The 19,112-nt window shown below is 72.4% G+C and carries 19 protein-coding genes; 9 read left to right on the plus strand and 10 right to left on the minus strand.

What is annotated here, in order from left to right; all coding sequences use genetic code 11:
• Nucleotides 1-31 precede the first annotated feature (31 nt).
• Together ACS04_RS01070 and hemL are read right to left on the minus strand one after the other, a co-directional pair.
• Nucleotides 32-706 carry a histidine phosphatase family protein gene (locus ACS04_RS01070; protein WP_048474527.1) on the minus strand — a complete coding sequence of 225 codons (675 nt, stop codon included), beginning with the start codon at nt 704-706 and terminating at the stop codon, nt 32-34.
• Complete coding sequence (gene hemL / locus ACS04_RS01075) at nt 703-2,037, minus strand: glutamate-1-semialdehyde 2,1-aminomutase (RefSeq protein WP_078864327.1); 1,335 nt, start codon at nt 2,035-2,037, stop codon at nt 703-705. The genes ACS04_RS01070 and hemL overlap by 4 nt, the downstream gene beginning before the upstream one ends.
• Before the next feature lie 305 nt (nt 2,038-2,342).
• On the opposite strand from hemL, the gene ACS04_RS01080 reads away from it, so the two are divergent.
• A complete protein-coding gene (locus ACS04_RS01080; protein ID WP_030161262.1) occupies nt 2,343-2,780 on the plus strand; it encodes a hypothetical protein in 438 nt (145 codons plus the stop codon).
• A 58-nt stretch (nt 2,781-2,838) separates the two neighbouring features.
• Here the strand turns inward: ACS04_RS01080 and ACS04_RS01085 are convergent, their stop codons facing one another.
• The 3 genes from ACS04_RS01085 to ACS04_RS01095 form a co-directional block, all read right to left on the minus strand.
• A complete protein-coding gene (locus ACS04_RS01085) occupies nt 2,839-3,900 on the minus strand; it encodes a serine hydrolase domain-containing protein (RefSeq protein ID WP_245236232.1) in 1,062 nt (353 codons plus the stop codon).
• A 100-nt stretch (nt 3,901-4,000) separates the two neighbouring features.
• Nucleotides 4,001-5,461, minus strand: coding sequence for an FAD-binding oxidoreductase (locus ACS04_RS01090; protein ID WP_078864328.1), 1,461 nt, complete (start codon nt 5,459-5,461; stop codon nt 4,001-4,003).
• Nucleotides 5,462-5,523: 62 nt separating this feature from the next.
• Nucleotides 5,524-6,423, minus strand: coding sequence for an NADP-dependent oxidoreductase (locus tag ACS04_RS01095; RefSeq protein WP_048474630.1), 900 nt, complete (start codon nt 6,421-6,423; stop codon nt 5,524-5,526).
• A 163-nt stretch (nt 6,424-6,586) separates the two neighbouring features.
• On the opposite strand from ACS04_RS01095, the gene ACS04_RS01100 reads away from it, so the two are divergent.
• Nucleotides 6,587-6,997 carry a winged helix-turn-helix transcriptional regulator gene (locus ACS04_RS01100; RefSeq protein ID WP_048474529.1) on the plus strand — a complete coding sequence of 137 codons (411 nt, stop codon included), beginning with the start codon at nt 6,587-6,589 and terminating at the stop codon, nt 6,995-6,997.
• Between the two features lie 104 nt (nt 6,998-7,101).
• Nucleotides 7,102-7,842, plus strand: coding sequence for a Mut7-C RNAse domain-containing protein (locus ACS04_RS01105; protein ID WP_048474530.1), 741 nt, complete (start codon nt 7,102-7,104; stop codon nt 7,840-7,842).
• A gap of 53 nt (nt 7,843-7,895) precedes the next feature.
• Here ACS04_RS01105 and ACS04_RS01110 read toward each other — a convergent pair whose 3' ends face one another.
• Complete coding sequence (locus ACS04_RS01110) at nt 7,896-8,402, minus strand: hypothetical protein (protein WP_053080658.1); 507 nt, start codon at nt 8,400-8,402, stop codon at nt 7,896-7,898.
• Between the two features lie 122 nt (nt 8,403-8,524).
• On the opposite strand from ACS04_RS01110, the gene ACS04_RS01115 reads away from it, so the two are divergent.
• Nucleotides 8,525-8,860: a YnfA family protein gene (locus ACS04_RS01115; protein WP_048474531.1), complete on the plus strand. Its 336-nt coding sequence runs from the start codon at nt 8,525-8,527 to the stop codon at nt 8,858-8,860.
• Nucleotides 8,861-8,946: 86 nt separating this feature from the next.
• On the plus strand, nt 8,947-9,711 hold the full coding sequence (locus tag ACS04_RS01120) for an SDR family NAD(P)-dependent oxidoreductase (RefSeq protein WP_048474532.1): 765 nt from the start codon (nt 8,947-8,949) through the stop codon (nt 9,709-9,711).
• A gap of 13 nt (nt 9,712-9,724) precedes the next feature.
• Here the strand turns inward: ACS04_RS01120 and ACS04_RS01125 are convergent, their stop codons facing one another.
• Both ACS04_RS01125 and ACS04_RS01130 read right to left on the minus strand, forming a co-directional pair.
• Nucleotides 9,725-10,027, minus strand: a complete 303-nt coding sequence (locus ACS04_RS01125; protein ID WP_048474533.1) for a polysaccharide deacetylase family protein — start codon at nt 10,025-10,027, stop codon at nt 9,725-9,727.
• Nucleotides 10,028-10,034: 7 nt separating this feature from the next.
• Complete coding sequence (locus ACS04_RS01130; protein ID WP_048474534.1) at nt 10,035-11,228, minus strand: RtcB family protein; 1,194 nt, start codon at nt 11,226-11,228, stop codon at nt 10,035-10,037.
• Between the two features lie 175 nt (nt 11,229-11,403).
• Between ACS04_RS01130 and ACS04_RS01135 the strand changes: the two genes are divergently transcribed.
• The 3 genes from ACS04_RS01135 (at nt 11,404) to ACS04_RS01145 (ending at nt 14,738) form a co-directional block, all read left to right on the plus strand.
• Complete coding sequence (locus ACS04_RS01135; RefSeq protein ID WP_245236233.1) at nt 11,404-12,252, plus strand: DUF3558 domain-containing protein; 849 nt, start codon at nt 11,404-11,406, stop codon at nt 12,250-12,252.
• Between the two features lie 177 nt (nt 12,253-12,429).
• On the plus strand, nt 12,430-13,206 hold the full coding sequence (locus ACS04_RS01140) for a DUF3558 family protein (RefSeq protein WP_048474535.1): 777 nt from the start codon (nt 12,430-12,432) through the stop codon (nt 13,204-13,206).
• Nucleotides 13,207-13,334: 128 nt separating this feature from the next.
• Nucleotides 13,335-14,738, plus strand: a complete 1,404-nt coding sequence (locus ACS04_RS01145; protein ID WP_048474536.1) for a DUF2637 domain-containing protein — start codon at nt 13,335-13,337, stop codon at nt 14,736-14,738.
• A 103-nt stretch (nt 14,739-14,841) separates the two neighbouring features.
• On the opposite strand, the gene lysS is transcribed toward ACS04_RS01145, so the two are convergent.
• Nucleotides 14,842-16,581 (minus strand): lysine--tRNA ligase, encoded by a 1,740-nt coding sequence (gene lysS / locus ACS04_RS01150; protein ID WP_048474537.1) that lies wholly within the window; start codon nt 16,579-16,581, stop codon nt 14,842-14,844.
• Nucleotides 16,582-16,762: 181 nt separating this feature from the next.
• Here lysS and argS point away from each other — a divergent pair, with 181 nt between their 5' ends.
• A complete protein-coding gene (gene argS / locus ACS04_RS01155; RefSeq protein WP_048474538.1) occupies nt 16,763-18,523 on the plus strand; it encodes an arginine--tRNA ligase in 1,761 nt (586 codons plus the stop codon).
• A 207-nt stretch (nt 18,524-18,730) separates the two neighbouring features.
• Here the strand turns inward: argS and ACS04_RS01160 are convergent, their stop codons facing one another.
• The gene (locus ACS04_RS01160) at nt 18,731-19,003 is read right to left on the minus strand and encodes a DUF1876 domain-containing protein (protein ID WP_048474539.1); all 273 of its coding nucleotides are present in this window, start codon (nt 19,001-19,003) and stop codon (nt 18,731-18,733) included.
• Nucleotides 19,004-19,112 lie beyond the last annotated feature (109 nt).

Consider the following 19,112-nt stretch of genomic DNA (forward strand, 5'->3'; position numbering starts at 1 on the left):
ACGGTGTTTCGCGTACGACTTGTACTACTTTTTAGGCGCCGAACGCCTTGGACTTGCCCTTCACCGGCTTCGCGCCCGCGAGCAGGTGCGCCGGGACCAGGTCCCGCGCCGGCTCGCTGTAGCCCACCGACACCAGCCGGTCCCCGTCGTACGTGAACGACGTCAGCGAGGCCAGCGTGCACTGCCGGCGCCGCGGGTCGTGCCACAGCCGGCGCTTCTCCGCGAAGCTCCGCACGATCCAGATCGGCAGCTGGTGGCTGACCGCCACCGCCTCGTGGCCGCGCGCCGCGTCGCGCGCCGCCTCGATGGCGCTGGTCATGCGGACGACCTGCTCCACGTACGGCTCGCCCCAGGACGGCCGGAACGGGTTCGTCAGGTGCTTCCAGTTCGCGGGCTTGCGCAGCGCGCCGTCGCCGACGCCGAAGGTCTTGCCCTCGAAGACGTTCTCCGCCTCCAGCAGCCGCGCGTCGCTCGCCACGACCAGGCCGTGGGCCTTGGCGACCGGCGCCGCCGTCTCCTGCGCCCGCTCCAGCGGCGAGGAGACCACGTACGTGATGTCACGGTCCTGCAGGTGGTCCGCGACGCGCTCGGCCATCTCGCGGCCCAGCTCGGAGAGGTGGTAGCCGGGCCGGCGCCCGTACAGGACCCCGTCCGGGTTGTGCACCTCTCCGTGGCGCATCAGGTGGACGACGGTGATCTCGCTCATGCGGTGGCCTCCGGGGTGGCCTGCGCGGCGGCGCGGGCGGCGGCGGGGAGCGCGGCGGCGATCCGCTCGACCGCCCGCTCGTCGTGGGCGGTGGAGACGAACCACGACTCGAAGGCCGACGGCGGCAGGTAGACGCCCTGCGACAGCATCGAGTGGAAGAAGCCGTTGAAGCGGAAGGACTCCTGCTTCTTGGCGTCGTCGTAGTTCTTGACCTCGTCCTCGGTGAAGAAGACGGAGAACATGTTGGACGCGGTCTGCAGCCGGTGCGCCACGCCCTCCTTGGCGAGCGCATCCGTGACCAGGCCCTGGATCTGCGCGGAGACCGCGTCGACCTTCTCGTACGCGGCCGCGTCCAGCAGGCGCAGCTGCGCGAGGCCCGCGGCGGTGGCGATCGGGTTTCCGGAGAGCGTGCCCGCCTGGTAGACCGGGCCGACCGGGGCCAGGTGGCCCATGACGTCGGCGCGGCCGCCGAAGGCCGCGGCCGGGAAGCCGCCGCCCATGACCTTGCCGAAGGTCATCAGGTCGGGCTTGACGCCGTCAACGCCGTACCAGCCGGCGCGGGAGGTGCGGAAACCCGTCATGACCTCGTCGGAGACGTACAGCGCGCCGTTCTCGCGGCACAGGTCCGCCAGGCCCTGGTTGAAGCCGGGCGCCGGGGTCACGACGCCCATGTTGCCGGGCGCGGCCTCGGTGATCACGCAGGCGATCTCCCCGGGGTGCGCGGCGAACGCCGCCCGTACCGCTTCGAGGTCGTTGTACGGCAGCACGATCGTGTCGCCGGCCTGCGCGCCCGTCACGCCGGGAGTGTCCGGCAGCGCGAAGGTCGCGAGCCCGGAACCGGCGGCGGCCAGCAGCGCGTCCACGTGACCGTGGTAGCAGCCGGCGAACTTCACGACCTTGGCCCGGCCCGTGAAGCCGCGCGCCAGCCGGATCGCCGACATGGTCGCCTCGGTGCCCGAGGACACCAGGCGGACCTGCTCGACGGGTGTGACGCGGGCGACGATCTCCTCGGCGAGGGCGACCTCGCCCTCGCCGGGCGTGCCGAAGGAGGTGCCGCGGGCGACGGCGGCCTGGATGGCCTCCACCACGGCCGGGTGGGCGTGGCCGAGAATCATCGGTCCCCACGAGCAGACCAGGTCGACGTACTCGCGGCCGTCGGCATCGGTCAGGTACGGACCGGTACCGGACACCATGAACCTGGGCGTTCCGCCCACGGCGCGGAACGCGCGCACCGGAGAGTTCACGCCGCCAGGCGTCACGAGGGACGCACGGTCAAAGAGAGTCTGCGAGACTTTGGCTTCATACGGGTACGGGTAGCTCACACCAGCCATGGTCTCATCAGGCCGCGACTGACTTGCGGACGGGCGTTTCACCGCGCCGCCCCGGGGGAGGTCACTGCCATGATGATCAGGCTGCGTGGCGGGGGCCGCGGGGCCGGGGCAGGCAAGACCAGTCGGGTGGAGATATGCAACGCGGTGGTGGACCGGGCGAGGGTACGGACGGCCTCGACCCGCAGCGCGCCCGCGAGGCCCGCGAAGCCCGCCGCCGCGGCAGGCACCGGCGCCGGGCCGCGGACGCGGTCGATCCGGTGCCGGGACCGCCGGAGTCCCCGGACGGCCTGCCAAAGGGCCGCGGCATGGGCGTGACGTACAAGTACTTCGGCGCGCCCGACGGCGCGACCGCCGCCCGGGTCCCGGTCACGATGCGGCCGGAGGAGCTCGGCGGTGACGAGCTCGGCATGGGCGGCCTCTTCACCAAGATCAAGCCGGAGACGGTGGCCGCGATGGTCCTGACCGGCATCGAGGGCATACCCCTGCACAAGGTGCCCCCGCTGGAGCTGGTCGTCCTCCACCCCGACTACGCGGTGGTCAAGCTCCCGATGACGGTGGTCGACCCGCTGCGCGGGATCGGCGAGGAGTCGGTCGGCGCGGCGGCCTTCATCTGGTCCACGGTCCCGGACCGGGGCGGCCCGCGCGACGCGTTCAACGTCTACCAGCTGCTGCACGAGTGGCAGGACTTCAGCCACCGCCTCCACGAGGCGGGACACCAGCCGTACTGCCTCGTCTGGCCCTGAGCCGCGGCCCGGGGGCCGCGGATGCGGGTGCCCGGTGCGGCCAGGGGGCCGGATCCGGTCAGCCCGCGGCCAGGATCTTCTGGGCGCAGTCGCGCAGCGGTGTGATGCGGATGCGCGCGGCGGCTCCGTTGTGGACCGCGTTGGTGAGAACGACCACGTACCGGCCCGTGGCGGGGGCCAGGAACAGGCTCGTACCGGTGAACCCGTGGTGGTACGCCACGCTCCCGCCCGCCCCCAGGATCCAGCCCAGCCCGCGCTGCAGGCCAGGCTCGATCTCCGCCTGCGGGACCAGGCTCATCCGGAACCACCGGCCCAGCGGGCTCTCGCCCCCGGCGAGCAGGTGCTCGGCGTACGTGGCGAGATCGGCCGCCGGGGCGAAGACCCCGGCGTGGCCGGCGACGCCCCCCATGATCGCCGCGTTCCCGTCGTGGACGGCGCCCCAGAGCCGGTCGTGCCCCTCGGGCCGCTCGGTGGGCGCGACGCGTGGCTCCTGCCGGACCGGGCCGTAGGCGGTGTCGGGCATGCCCAGTCCGGCCCACAGGTCCGCGGCGAGCTCGTCGAGGGGCCGGCCGTGGACGTGCGCGAGGGCGAGGCCGAGGAGGATGTAGCCGCGGTTGACGTAGCGGTGGGTGCCCGGGAGGTTCTCCATCAGCTCGTGGCAGATCAGCTCGTGCAGCGGGCGCTCCGTCAGGTCGTAGAGGTCGAAGCGGGTGGCGGCCCGCAGGCCGCCGGTGTGCGAGAGCAACTGCCGCACGGTGGCCTCCGCACTCGGCATCGCACCCTCCATCGGCGGCAGGAACTCCCGTACGGGCGCGTCCAGGTCCAGCAGCCCCGCGTCGAGGGCGCGGCCCACGAGCGGCCAGGTGGCGGTGACCTTCGTCAGGGAGGCGATGTCGTAGACGGTGTGCTCGTCGGGGGTGCCGGGGCCGGTGAACGGGGAGACGACCCCGGCCGAGAGCACGGCCCGCGCGCCGGGCGCCGTACCGCTCGCCTGCCGCGTACCGCAGACGACGACACCGCCCGGGGTGGCGCCCTCGGCGACGATCTCGTGCAGCACGTCGTGCAGCGCGCCGATCTCGGCGGTCGTGAACATCGGTGCGGCCTGGTCCATCGGGTTCATCTACGCCTCCGGCTCGGTGGATAGTCCCGCCGTCCAGCGTGGCCACGGCGCCCGGCGAGCGCCCGGCGCCGCGCCGGAGGCGACCGGAGGTGATCGAACGCTACGGGCCGTCCGCCGGGGGGATGTTCTGGTTCAGGCGGAACACGTTGCCCGGATCCCACTGCGCCTTCAGCGCCCGGAGCCGGCCGAGCTTGCGCTCCCGCGCGCCGTACGCCTGGCGCACGCGCCGCTCGCCCTCGTCCATCAGGAAGTTCACGTACACGCCGGCGTGGTACGGCTCCATCGCGGTCCAGAACTCCCGGACCCACCCGCACTCCTCGGCGAAGCCCTCGGGCGTGTCGCGGATCCCGTTGATGTTCAGCATGTGGCCCAGGCGGCGGCCCGCGGCCGCCGTGTCGTCCTCGCCGACCCGGGCGACCGCCCCGCCCAGCTGGAACAGCGGGAACCCGCTCTGCGGGGAGGCGATCCGCCCCGCGTACCGCGCCATCGTGTCCAGCGCCCCGTCGTCGAGCCGGTCGAGGCCGCAGCCCCGGAAGTAGTACCGCCAGCCGTGCGGGAACGAGGCGTCGAACATCGCCTGGTGCGCCAGGTACGGCTTCGGCCGGCACAGGTCGAGCAGCGGCCGCCCGAACTCCCGCATCGGCCGCATCACTTCCTCCCCCGCTTCCGGCCCGCCCACCCAGCAGGCGATCACCATGACCACCGGCCGGCCGTGCAGCTCCGGCGGGATCGCCGGTGACGGCGGGGCCTTGCGGTGGACCACGATCGTCGTCAGCTCGTCCGGCACGTCCGCGATCCAGTCCCGGTAGAACCGCATGACCTGCGGCGAATCCTCCACCGGCCACAGCACGGGCCCGGCGAGCACGGTCGGACCGACCGGATTCAGCCGGAACGTGAACTCCGTGACGATGCCGAAGTTCCCGCCCGCCCCGCACATCCCCCAGAACAGCTCCGGCTCCCGCGCGGCACTGGCCGTGAGCCGCTCCCCGGCCGCCGTGACCATGTCCACCGACAGCAGCTGGTCCACGCTCAGCCCGTACTTGCGGCTCAGCCAGCCGATCCCGCCGCCGAGGGTCAGCCCCGCGACGCCGGTGTGCGTGACGATCCCCGACGGCACCGCCAGCCCGAACGGCTGTGTCGCCGCGTCCAGCTCGCCGAGCAGCGCCCCCGCACCGACATGGACCGTACGGGCCTGCGGGTCGACCCGGATCTCCTTCATCGGCGACAGGTCGATCACCAGGCCGCCGTCGCAGACCGAATGCCCCGGGAAGCTGTGCCCGCCGCCGCGCACCGCGACCGGCACACCGCTCTCCACCGCCCACTTCAGTGCCGCCACGACATCGGCCGAACCGGTACAGGGCGCGATCAGGGCGGGATGCCGGTCGACGGCTCCGTTCCAGATCCGCCGGCGCTCCTCGTACGAGGCGTCCCCGGCCCGCACCAGGCTGCCCCGGAACCCGCGGGCCAGCTCCTGGTACGCGCGGTCGTCCAGGCGTACCGGCGCCGGTACGGGTGTCGCCGCCGGTGCCCGTGACCCCGTCGGCGCGGTCGATGCACCCATGGGACGAGTCTTCCACCGCGCCGATGCGCGGGCCAGCCGTGGACCGCCCGCGCGGGCCTCCGTCAGGCGGTCGTCAGGACCAGGCGGCCGCGGGTGCCCGGCTCGGCCAGGCGGGCGTGGGCCTTCACCGCGTCCGCCAGCGGGATCGCCTCGGAGACCCGCAGGGTCAGTGCCCCCGCGTCGACCAGGCCCACCAGCTCCGCGAGGAGCGCGCCGTCGGCCGCGACCTCCTGCTCCACCACCCGGATCCCCCGCTCCGCGGCCGGGCCGGCGTGCGGGCGCAGGCCCACGTAGACCCCGCCGTCACGGACGAAGCCGAGCGCCCGCTCCCCCAGTACGGCCGCGTCCAGCACCCCGTCCACCGGTCGGGCCGGAGCCGAGCCGCGCGGGACGAACTCCGCCGCGCCCAGCGACCGTACGAACTCCTCGTCCGACTCCCCCGCCAGGGCCGTCACCACCAGCCCCGCCCGTACGGCGAGCTGCACGGCGAGCCCGCCGACCACGCCGGCCGCCCCGGTGACCAGCACCGAGGACCCCGGAGCCAGCCCCAGCAGTCCCACCGCCCGGGCGGCGGTCAGCCCGCTCAGCGGGAGCGCGGCCGCGGCCGCGTCGTCGACGGTGGCCGGGGCGGCGGCCACCGCCGAGGCGTCGAGCACCGCGTACTCGGCGTGCGTGCCCAGCGGCTTGACCGGCCCGTAGTGCAGTGCGACCACCCGCTGCCCGGCCGTCCAGCCGGTGACCCCGGCGCCGACCTCGTCGATCTCGCCGGCCACGTCCCAGCCGAGCCCGAGCCGCGTCCCGGCGCCGCCGAAGACCCCGGCGCGGACGGCGCCGTCCACCGGGTTCACGCCGGCCGCCGCGACCCGGATCCGGACCTGGCCGGCGGCCGGCCGCGGGACCGGCACCCGCACGATCTCCACCTGCTCCGGTCCGCCGAAGGCGGTCACGACGGCCGCCCGCATGGTCTGCTCGCTCTGCTCGGTCTGCGCGTTCTGGCCCATGGTCTCTCCCCGATTCGGTCGGTTTCGTTCGCCCGTTCCTGCGAGCACTAACCTAGGGAGAGGTACTCTCCTTTCGTAAGTACGTACTCGAAGGTGCGTACCCGACCCGGAAGTGGGGCACCCGATGGCCACCCGTACCGCCGCGACCCGCCGCGAAGAGGCCCGTCACGCCTACGACGCTTTCCTCAAGGAGTGCCCCACCAGCCAGCTCCTGGCCCGCATCAGCGACAAGTGGGTCGGCCTCATCGTCGCCGCGCTCGCCGAGGCCGAGGACAACTCGATGCGCTACAGCGACCTCGGCCGCAAGATCCCCGGCGTCAGCCAGAAGATGCTCACCCAGACCCTGCGCTCCCTCGAACGCGACGGCCTCGTCACCCGCACCGTGACCCCCACCGTCCCCGTCCGCGTCGACTACCGCCTCACCGGACTCGGCTCCAGCCTCGCCTGCCTCCTCTCCTCCGTGAAGCAGTGGGCCGAGCACCACTTCGACGAGGTCGACGCCCACCGCACCGCCTACGACGGCGCCGGCGCGTGATCCCGGTGCGTGACCGGCGGCGCGCTTCGGCCGCGTGATCCGGCCGCGCGCTCGGGCCGCGTAATTCGGCCGCGACGGACCGGCCCCGATGGCATGCTGGCAGCGTGAACGGACCCGGCATTCAGCTCACCCTCGCGCCCGAACTGCGCCTCTTCGCCCCGCCCAGCCGGCGCGGCGACCGCGTACCGACCGCCACCGACGGCGCCTCCAGCCTCGGCCACGTCGTCGAATCGGCCGGCGTCCCGCTCACCGAGGTCGGCCGGCTCCTCGTCGACGGGCGCGAGGTGCCCGTCTCGTACGTGCCCGGCGCCGGGCAGTCCGTCGAGGTCTTCGGCGTCGACCGCCCCCAGCGCATCCCCGGCGACGCGCCCCTGCGCTTCCTCCTCGACGTCCATCTCGGCACGCTCGCCCGCCGCATGCGCCTGCTCGGCGTGGACACCGCGTACGAGAACGAGGACATCGGCGATCCCGCCCTCGCCACCCGCTCCGCCGCCGAACAGCGCGTCCTGCTCTCGCGCGACCGCGGACTCCTGCGCCGCCGCGAGCTGTTCGCCGGCGCGTACGTCTACAGCGACAACCCCGACGAGCAACTCCGCGACGTGCTCGGCCGCTTCGCCCCCGCCCTCACCCCGTGGACCCGCTGCACCGCGTGCAACGGGCCGCTGCGCCAGGCCGACAAGGACAGCGTCGGGGACCGGCTGGAGAGCGGGACGCACCGCTCGTACGACGTCTTCGCGCAGTGCACGGCGTGCGAGCGCGTCTACTGGCGCGGCGCCCACCACGCCCGGCTGGAGCGGATCGTCAGCGAGGCCGTCGAGGAGTTCGGCGGCGTGGCCACCCCGTAGCGGCCACCCCGTGACGGCCACGCCGTGAGGGCCACCCCGCCGCCCGGAGCAGGTCAGAAGGCGTACGAGTCGCCCGTGTCCAGCGCCAGCACCGCGTGCTGGTTGTTGGACGCGTCGCGGTCGGACGCCCCGCCGTTCCACCAGGTGTCGATCCGCACCACCACCTCCGGCACCGGGTCCTTCAGCTCCAGCAGCAGCCCGATGTGCCGGCCGCGCCCGTGCAGCGGCAGCGCGCCCGTCTCGCACACCACCTCGCGCAGCCCGGCCCGCGCACAGCCCTGCGCCAGCTCCTGCCGGTCCGCGAGGTCCGCCGACAGCCGCACCCGCAGCGCCGCGTTGGGCAGCGCGGCCGGCCCCTCGTTCTGCGGTACGACCCACACCCGCAGCCTCCCCTGCGACAGGGACACCCGCCCGTGGTACGCCACGTCGGCCTCGGGGCCGCGCCGGGCGGCCGCCCCCGCCTCCCCGGACGTTCCGGCTGCCCCGGACACCCCGAGGACCAGCAAGCCCGCCACCACCACACTCCGTACGGCACCACGGCGCACCGCCACCACCTCCACGCGCGGAGGCTAGCCAGCACCGCCCCCGGCCGGTCGGACCATCACACGAACGAGGGCGCGCCCCTCGCCCGACCGGCGGCCGCCGACCCGGCCCCGGAGCCCCTCTGCGTACGCTTCGAGCCATGCTGATCGCCCGCTCCGCCGCCCTGTTCGCCCTCGCCGCCGTCCTGGAGATCGGCGGTGCCTGGCTCGTCTGGCAGGGCGTGCGCGAGCACAAGGGCTGGGCCTGGATCGGCGCCGGGGTCATCGCCCTGGGCCTCTACGGATTCGTCGCCACCCTCCAGCCCCAGGGCGACTTCGCCCGCGTCCTCGCCGCGTACGGGGGTGTCTTCGTCGCGGGCTCCCTCGTGTGGGGCGCGGTCGCCGACGGTTACCGCCCCGACCGCTGGGACGTCACGGGCGCCCTCGTGTGCCTCGCCGGCATGGCGGTGATCATGTACGCCCCGCGCGGCCGCTGAGCCCCGCCTATGCTGGCGGGTATTCGTCCGTACGAACGACCGAACGACCTGACGACCGAATGACCGAACGACCGAGGAGCCCGCACATGAGCACCGCCGCCACCCGGACCGCCGTAGTCACCGGCGCGAGCAGCGGCATCGGCGCGGCCACCGCCCGGCAGCTCGCCGCCGCCGGCCACCACGTCGTCCTCACGGCCCGCCGCAAGGACCGCATCGAGGCCCTCGCCGCCGAGCTGACGGCGGCCGGCCACTCCGCCGCGGCCCACGCGCTCGACGTCACCGACCGCGCCGCCGTCGACGCCTTCGCGGCCTCCCTCGACCGCTGCGACGTGCTCGTCAACAACGCGGGCGGCGCCATCGGAGCCGAGCCCGTCGCCACCGGCGACCCGGCCGACTGGCGCACGATGTACGAGGTCAACGTCATCGGCACCCTCAACGTCACCCAGGCCCTCCTGCCCGCCCTGATCGCCTCGGGCGACGGCACGGTCGTGGTCCTGTCCTCCACGGCGGGCCACGCCACGTACGAGGGCGGCGCCGGCTACGTCGCCGCCAAGAACGGCGCCCGCGTCCTGGCCGAGACCCTCCGCCTGGAGATCGTCGGGGAGCCGGTCCGCGTCATCGAGATCGCCCCGGGCATGGTGAAGACCGAGGAGTTCGCGAAGACCCGCTTCCGCGGCGACGCCGAGAAGGCCGAGAAGGTCTACGCGGGCGTGGCGGCCCCCCTGACCGCCGACGACGTGGCCGACACCATCACCTGGGCCGTGACCCGCCCCAGCCACGTCAACATCGACCTGCTGGTGGTCCGGCCCCGCGCCCAGGCCTCGAACACCAAGGTCCACCGCGACCTGTAGGCGCCGTACGCCCCTACGGGACCAGCCCCGCGCTCCTCAGGGCGGGCATGAGGGCCGCCGGCTTCAGCCCGGCGGCCCTCGCCGCATCCAGGGCCCGGCCCAGGTCCGCGGCCAGTGTCGGCGTGAAGTGCGGCAGCACGATGTCCCCGGCCTCCAGCGGCCGGGCCGGCGCGGGCACGTCGGTCCAGGTGGTGACGTCGTACGTCCACGTGACCAGCGCCTTCACCCCGCACGCCTTGGCCGCGGCCCGCACCTCGTCGTTCACCACCCCGAACGGCGGCCGCAGCAGCTTCGGCTCCCGCCCGAACGCCGCCATCGGATGCTCAGCCCTTGATGCAGATGACCTGCTTGAGCTTGGCCACGACCTGGACGAGGTCCGTCTGCTGGTCGATGACCTGCTCGATCGACTTGTACGCACCCGGGATCTCATCGACCACGCCCGAGTCCTTGCGGCACTCGACGCCCTTGGTCTGATCCGCCAGGTCGCGCGCCGAGAACCGCTTCTTCGCGGCCGTCCGGCTCATCTTCCGGCCCGCGCCGTGCGAGGCCGAGTTGAACGACTTCTCGTTGCCGAGGCCCTTGACGATGTACGAGCCCGTCCCCATGGAGCCGGGGATGATCCCGTAGTCGCCGCTCCCGGCGCGGATCGCGCCCTTGCGCGTGACCAGCAGGTCCATGCCGTCGTACCGCTCCTGCGCCACGTAGTTGTGGTGGCAGCTGATCTCCCGGTCGAAGGAGACCTTCGCCTTCCGGAACTCCCGGCGGAGGACTTCCTTGAACAGGCTCATCATCACGGCCCGGTTGTACTTGGCGTACTCCTGGGCCCAGAAGAGGTCGTTGCGGTACGCCTCCATCTCGGGCGTAGCCGCGAGGAAGACCGCGAGGTCACGGTCGACCAGCCCCTGGTTGTGGGAGAGCCCTCGGGCCACGTTGATGTGGAAGTCGGCCAGCTCGTTGCCGATGTTCCGCGAGCCCGAGTGCAGCATGAGCCACACCGAACCGGACGAATCAATGCACACTTCGCAGAAGTGGTTTCCCTGCCCGAGGCTTCCCATTTGCCGCATCGCCCGGTCCCGCCGGAACTTCACCGCGTCCGCGATGTGGTCGAACCGCTCCCACAGGTCCCCGAACCCCGCGTCGGGGAAGCCGTACAGGCGGTCCGGGTCGACCGGGTCGCGGTGCATGCCCGCGCCCACCGGGATCGCGCGCTCGATCTTCGAGCGGAGGGGGGACAGGTCGCCCGGGAGGTCGTTCGCCGTCAGGGAGGTCTTCACCGCCGACATTCCGCAGCCGATGTCCACGCCCACCGCCGCCGGGCACACCGCGTCCTTCATCGCGATCACCGAGCCGACCGTGGCCCCCTTGCCGTAGTGGACGTCCGGCATGACGGCCAGGCCCTTGATCCAGGGGAGACCGGCGACGTTGTGCAGCTGCTGCATCGCGCTCGCCTCGACCGACGCGGGGTCGGCCCACATCCGGATCGGGACCTTCGCTCCCGGTACCTCTACATACGACATACGGCTTCAATCCCCCGAATAAGAAAAAACGTCACCCTTGACCACAAAGCAGACAGGGGACCGGCGCCGGCACCAGCGCGTGCGATAGACATTGTGTTCATCCGCGTCCAAAGCGCGGCAACGCAATTTTCCTGACTGCCGGGCGGCCCCGGCCGGTCGAAGGGGGCCAGTGGACGTGCAGCGCAAGGCGGTACGGCAACGACGACGGGTCCTGCCGGGCATCGCGATGCTCACCGCGCTCATGGCCGGCGCGGCCGGCCTGACCGGGTGCACCAGCGGCGGCGGCTCCGGGTCCGACACCGACTCCAAGGCGGGCGACAGCAGCCCCCTACCCGCGCCCGCCGGCAAGTACCGCATCCTGCCCGCGCCCTGCAAGGCCGTCGACGGCAAGCGCCTCAAGGCCATGCTCCCGGCCGGGGACAGCCTGACCGACGCGCAGCGCGCCCAGCTGTACGCCGGGGTCGCGGACACCTCGTACGACGGCGACCGGCACGTCGGCTGCCGCTGGACGGCGCAGTCGCCCGAGGAGACCCGGCTGCTGTCGGTCGGCTTCGAGCGCGTGGTGTCGTACGACCGGACGCTCATGAGCGACGACGACAAGGCCCGGCAGGTCTACGTACGGCGGCTGACGGACGCGCACCTGCCGTTCCCCGGCCCGACCACGAGCCCCACAGCGAGTACGGGCTCCAGCGCACCGGCGTCCCCCGGCGCACCGCCGCCTGCCGCCGGGCAGTCGCCCTCCCCGGGCGTCTCCGGGAGCCCGTCCGCACCGCCGCCGGAGCTCGGCTCCCGGGTGCTCGAAGGGCTCGGGGCCGAGGCGTACGTCGAGGACAAGCTGAGCGCCGCGGGCGCGAGCGCGGCCCAGGGACGGACCGTGCGGATTGTGTTCCGCACCTCGAATGTCATCGTCACGGTCGAGTACGTCGTACAGCCCGCGCTCCCCGGCACGGTGCCGCCGAGCCCCGAAACCCAGGACAAGGCACGCCAGTTGGCGCAGGCCCTCGTCGAGCGTTTCAACGAGTGAGCGGGGGCGCGCGGGGCTCGGCGTGACGGCGCGCACAGCAGGCGCGCGCCGGGTCGGGCTACCGTTGTCCGCGTCCCGCGCCCGCCCCCGAACCCGCCCCCGAGTCCGAACCGAGCCCGTTCCGGGCCCGCACCGCGTCCCCGGAACGCGCCCCACCACGTACTGACTGAAGGAACCATGCACCGATCTGCCTCGCGCCTGACCCGCGTTCTCGCCTGCGCAGCCGTCCCGGTGATCCTCACCGTCGCCGGCTGTTCGTCCGACTCGGGCAAGGACTCCGCTTCGGGCGGGGACAAGAAGCCCGGCGCGTCCTCGTCGGCCAAGCCGAGCGGCAAGGCCTCGGCCGCGCTGGAGAAGCCGGCGTTCGCGGCGCTGCCCGACCCGTGCAAGGCGATCCAGACGAAGACGGTCGAGACCCTCGTCCCGGAGGCGAAGGACAAGAACGGCACCGCGACCAAGTCGAACGACCTCGCCGCCCGCGCCGGCTGCTCCTGGAACGGCCTGGACGAGGACGGGCTGAAGGGCTCGCAGTACCGCTGGCTGTCGATCTCCCTGGTCCGCTACGACTCCCACTCCTCCCTGGGCGGTGCGAACAAGCGCGCCGAGGACCAGCTGAACAAGCAGGTCGAGGCGGCGAAGGCGACCGAGGGCGCGACGAACGTGAAGGTCGAGCAGGCGAGCGGGATCGGCGACCAGGCGTCGTCGATCGTGTACGGCGTGAAGAAGGAGGTCGACTTCTTCAACACGACGATCGTGGCGCGCACGCAGAACGTGGTGATCACGCTCGATTACAACGGTGCGGCCTACGAGGGCGCCGGCGCACCGGATCAGGCCAAGCTGCTCGAGAACGCGATCGCCGCGGCGAAGGAGGCGGTCGGCTCGGTCGCCGCCGCCAACCAGCCGCAGGCCCCTCAGCAGCAGCCTGACCAGCAGGCATCCCCCTCCGCGCAGTAGGCGCCGGCGGGTCCGGGCGGCGCGGCGGGCGGCGCGGACGGCGCCCGACGGGAGGCTGACATTCAGTCACCTGTGCGGTCACCCGTACGCTGTGCCTGCCATAGCTCGACAAGGGGAGGGGATCGCGGGTGGCCGCGATGCAGCTGACTCGTACGCACCGGATACTCATCGGCGTCGTGGTCGCAGGAGCCGTGGTCATCGCGGGGATCGGTTTCGCCGGTTCGTACGCGGCGGTCCGCGCGCTCGCCCTGCAGAAGGGGTTCGGGAACTTCTCGCTGGTGTTCCCGATCGGCATCGACATGGGCATCTGCGTGCTGCTGGCCCTGGACCTGCTCCTGACGTGGATCCGGATCCCGTTCCCGCTGCTGCGCCAGACGGCGTGGCTGCTGACCGCGGCGACGATCGCGTTCAACGGCGCGGCGGCCTGGCCCGACCCGCTGGGCGTGGGCATGCACGCCGTGATCCCGATCCTGTTCGTGGTCACGGTGGAGGCGGCCCGGCACGCGGTGGGCCGGATCGCGGACATCACCGCGGACCGGCACATGGAGGGTGTCCGCATCACCCGCTGGCTGCTGTCGCCGCTGCCGACGTTCAAGCTGTGGCGCCGGATGAAGCTGTGGGAGCTGCGCTCCTACGAGCAGGCCGTCGGCATGGAGCAGGACCGGCTGATCTACCAGGCCCGTCTCCAGGCCCGGTACGGGCGCGCATGGCGGCGCAAGGCCCCGGTGGAGGCGCTGATGCCGCTGCGCCTGGCCCGCATCGGCGTCCCCCTGGCCCAGACGGCGCCGGAGGGCCTCGCGGCGGCGGGCATCGACCCGCTGCTGCTGCCTCCGGCGGCGGCGTCGGTCGCGGCGGTCGCGCCGGGAACGGCCCCGGCGGCCCCGGCGGCTCCGGTGGCTCCGGCCCTGGAGGCGGCCGCGCAGGAGGTCCCCGGGCCGCAGGCGGCGCGGCCCGCCCAGGCCCCGGCGGCGGTGTCGCCGGGAGCGGTGCCGACCGGGGCGGTCCCCCCGGTGACGCACGCCCCGCCGCCCTACGCGGTGGAGCCCACGGCGATGCCCGCGGCGCACGACAGCGCCTGGTTCGCGGCGCCGCTGGCCCCGCAGGCGGCGTACGAGGGCGGCTACAACCCGCAGTACGTGGAGGGGCTGGAGCCGACCCCGGTCATGCCCCCGACCGGCCCGGACCAGGAGCAGGAGCAGGACCCGGGGCAGGTCCGGGAACGGCTCCAGGGACAGCTCATGGAGCCGCAGCCGGGGCAGGAGCAGCTGCCGACTCCCCGGCAGGAGGCCCGGCCGGGAACCGGTGAGCCCGTCTCCGACATCGACGAGGCGAAGTTCACGGAGGCGGCGTACGAGGTCTTCCGGACCTACATCGAGGAGAACGGCAAGGTCCCGAGCCCCGAGCAGGTGGACATATACCTCTCGGACCGCCACGGGATCAACCACCCGCTGGCCTTCCGGACGATCAGCCGGCTGATGCCCGAGCTGAAGCAGCGCTACCAGCGCGACCTGGAGAACGAGCACATCTCGTAGCCACCCCCCGGCCGCCGCGCCCCGGCCGCCGGGACCGCGCCAGGCACGCGGAAGGGCCCGTACCCCGAGGGGTGCGGGCCCTTGCGCGTACGTATCGGACGGCTCAGGCGGCCAGCAGCTTGCGCACCCGGTCCGCGCCCACGGCGAGGAGCAGCGTGGGCAGGCGCGGACCGGTCTCCCGGGTCACGAGCAGGCGGTACAGCAGCGCGAAGAAGGTGCGCTGCGCGACCTTGAGCTCCGGCGTCGGCTTGGCGTCGGGCTCCAGCCCCGCCATCACCTTCGGCACGCCGTAGACGAGCGTGGTGAGCCCGTCGAGCGACCAGTGCGAGTCGAGGCCGTCCACCAGCAGCCGCAGCGACTCACGGCCCTCGGCGTCCAGGGAGGACAGCAGCTCGGTGTCGGGGGTCTCGCGCACCAGCGTCCGCTGGTCGGCCGGGACCTGGGTGGTGATCCAGTTCTCGGCGCGGTCCAGCCGCGGCCGCACCTCGTCCAGCGAGGTCAGCGGCTGCGACGGGTCGAGGTCGGCCAGGATGCGCAGGGTCTGCTCGTCGTGCCCGGCGGTGATGTCCACGACCGAGGCGAGCGTGCGGTACGGCAGCGGCCGCGGGGTGCGCGGCAGCTCGTGCGAGGCGACGCGTACGGCACGGGTGTGCGCGGCGGCGTCGGCCGGCAGCACCGAGCCGTCGGCGACCTTGGCCTCCAGCTTGTCCCACTCGTCGTAGAGCCGCTGGATCTCCTGGTCGAAGGCGATCTTGAAGGACTGGTTGGGCTTGCGGCGCGCGTACAGCCAGCGCAGCAGCTGCGGCTCCATGATCTTCAGCGCGTCGGCCGGGGTCGGGACCCCGCCCTTCGACGAGGACATCTTGGCCATGCCGCTGATGCCGACGAACGCGTACATCGGTCCGATCGGCTGCTCGCCGCCGAAGATGTGCACGATCTGGCCGCCGACCTGGAACGAGGAGCCGGGCGAGGAGTGGTCGACGCCCGAGGGCTCGAAGATCACGCCCTCGAAGGCCCAGCGCATCGGCCAGTCGACCTTCCAGACCAGCTTGCCGCGGTTGAACTCGCTGAGCTTGACCGTCTCGGTGAACCCGTCCTCGGTGCAGACGTAGGTCATCTCGGTGGTCTCGTCGTCGTACGAGGTGACCTTGGTGAAGTCCTTGCCGCACTGGCCGCAGTAGGGCTTGTACGGGAAGTAGCCGCTCTCGCCGGCGCTGCCGTCGTCCTCGGCGGCCGCGCCGGAGCCCTCGGCGGCCTCCAGCTCGGCCTCGTCGACCTGCTTCTGCTGGGGCTTCTTGCCGCCCGGCTTCTGCTTGGTGCGGTACTGGTCGAGGACGGCGTCGATGTCGCCGCGGTGCTTCATCGCGAACAGGACCTGCTCGCGGTACGCGCCGGAGGTGTACTGCTCGGTCTGGCTGATCGGGTCGTACTCGACGCCCAGCTCGTCCAGCGCCTCGACCATGGCGGCCTTGAAGTGCTCGGCCCAGGTCGCGTACGCCGATCCGGCCGGCGCCGGGACGGAGGTCAGCGGCATGCCGATGTACTGGCCGTAGGTCTCGGGGTCGACGCCGGGGATGCCGGCCGGGACCTTGCGGTAGCGGTCGTAGTCGTCCCAGGACAGGACGTGGCGGACCTCGATGCCGCGGCGGCGGATCTCGTCCGCGACCAGGTGCGGGGTCATGACCTCGCGGAGGTTGCCCAGGTGGATCGGGCCGGAGGGGGAGAGTCCGGAGGCGACGACGACGGCTTTGCCCGGGGCTCGGCGCTCCGCCTCGGCGATGACCTCGTCCGCGAAACGGGAGACCCAGTCGGTCTCGGTGCTGCTCTGGGCGCTCTGAGCCACGACACGTCCTTCTATCTCGAATGCTGGCTTCTCGCCATTCTCCCAGACGGAAGCAGCCCCTCCGAGGTTGCCCGCGGGGCTCCCTTATCCCGGGAAACGGGACGGCCCCGCGTGGGATACTCGGGGCTTGTCGGAACAACCAAGTGCAGCTTCAGGCACGACCTCACAGGAACGGCAGCTCATGGCCTCGGTCCCTTCCCTCGCTTCCTCCGTCAATCAGCGCGTCGCGGACGCCCTTGCCTCGGCACTGCCGGAGGCCGGTGGCGCCGACCCGCTGCTGCGACGAAGCGACCGGGCCGACTTCCAGGCCAACGGCATCCTGGCGCTCGCGAAGAAGGCCAAGGCCAACCCGCGCGAGCTGGCGACGACCGTGGTCGAGGGCATCGCCGCCGGTGACCTGATCGAGGACATCGAGGTCTCGGGCCCCGGCTTCCTCAACATCACCGTCTCCGACCGGGCGATCATGGAGACCCTCGCCGCCCGCGCCGGCGACGACCGCCTCGGTGTCCCGTACGCCGCGAACGCCGGCACGACGGTCATCGACTACGCGCAGCCGAACGTCGCGAAGGAGATGCACGTCGGCCACCTGCGGTCCGCCGTCATCGGCGCCGCGATGGTCGAGATCCTGGAGTTCACGGGCGAGAAGGTGGTCCGGCGCCACCACATCGGCGACTGGGGCACCCAGTTCGGCATGCTCATCCAGTACCTGCTGGAGCACCCGCACGAACTGGACCACAAGTCGGAGGCGGAGGTCTCCGGCGAAGAGGCCATGTCCAACCTGAACCGCCTCTACAAGGCCTCGCGCGCGCTCTTCGACTCCGACGAGGAGTTCAAGACGCGGGCGCGGGCGCGGGTCGTGGACCTCCAGGCGGGCGACGAGCAGACCCTCGCCATGTGGCAGCGGTTCGTGGACGAGTCGAAGATCTACTTCTACTCCGTCTTCGACAAGCTGGACATGGACATCCAGGACCAGGACGTGGTCGGCGAGTCCGGCTACAACGACATGCTGGTCGAGACGTGCAAGCTGCTGGAGGACTCGGGCGTCGCCGTCCGCTCCAACGGCGCGCTGTGCGTGTTCTTCGACGAGTACAAGGGCCCGGACGGCAACCCGACCCCGCTGATCGTCCAGAAGTCGGACGGCGGCTTCGGTTACGCCGCGACCGACCTGTCCGCGATCCGGGACCGCGTCGGCAACCTGAAGGCGGACACCCTCATCTACGTGGTCGACGCCCGCCAGTCGCTCCACTTCAAGATGGTCTTCGAGACGGCGCGCCGTGCGGGCTGGCTGAACGACGAGGTCAAGGCCGTGCAGCTGGCCTTCGGCACGGTCCTCGGCAAGGACGGCAAGCCGTTCAAGACCCGCGAGGGCGAGACGGTCCGGCTGGTGGACCTGCTGGACGAGGCGGTGGAGCGGGCCGCCTCGGTCGTGCGCGAGAAGGCGCAGGACCTCACCGAGGCCGAGATCGCGGAGCGTGCGGCCCAGGTCGGCATCGGCGCGGTGAAGTACGCGGACCTGTCGACTTCGGCGGCCCGTGACTACAAGTTCGACCTGGACCAGATGGTGTCGCTGACGGGTGACACCTCGGTGTACCTCCAGTACGCGTACGCCCGCATCCAGTCGATCCTCCGCAAGGCCGGCCAGGCTCGGCCGACCGCCCACCCGGAGCTGGCCCTCACGCCGTCCGAGCGGGCGCTGGGCCTGCACCTGGACCAGTTCGGCGAGCTGATCGCCGAGGCGGCGCAGGAGCACGCCCCGCACAAGGTGGCGGCCTACCTGTACCAGCTGGCGTCGCTGTACACGACGTTCTACGCGGAGTGCCCGGTCCTCAAGGCCGACACCCCGGAGCAGGTCGAGAACCGCCTGTTCCTGTGCGAGCTGACCGCCCGGACGCTCACGAAGGGCATGTCCCTCCTGGGCATCCGCACGCCCGAGCGCCTCTGACCCCGCCCGCGGGCGCGCGGCTTACGACGATCGGCCTCCCCTGCTGACGGCAGGGGAGGCCGATCGTTCAGGGATCCGCTCAGTGGCGCAGTGGATCAATGGATCAGTGGATCAGTGGATCAGTGGATCAGTGGATCAGTGGATCAGTGGATCAGTGGATCAATGGATCAGTGGATCAGTGGATCAGTGGATCAGTGGATCAGTGGATCAGTGGCTGATCGGGTAGGAGTGCCGACCCGTCGCCTCGTCGATCTCCGAGTGGGCCTTCTGCAACATCTGGGACGCGAGATCCATCAGCGCGCGAGCGCCGGCGATCTCTTCCCCGACCCGCAGCTGCTCCGGATCGGAGGGGTGGCGCATGGCGTAGCCGTGCGCCCTCATCTCGGAGCCGTCACCGAGCCTGACCATGGCCGCCGCGCTGGTGCGTTGGCCTTCCTCGGTGAATTCGAGCTCCACGTGCCACCCGACGAGTGTGGGCATGGTGCATCACCTCCAGGGGGTCACCCTGCCTCCAGGGTGCGCCCGGGGCGGTGGGAGCGCGAGCGGGCTCCGGGGGGGCGGGGTGGGGAGGCGGGCCGGGGTGCCGGGG

Source organism: Streptomyces roseus, assembly GCF_001044425.1.
GTDB classification, from domain to species: Bacteria; Actinomycetota; Actinomycetes; order Streptomycetales; family Streptomycetaceae; genus Streptomyces; species Streptomyces roseus.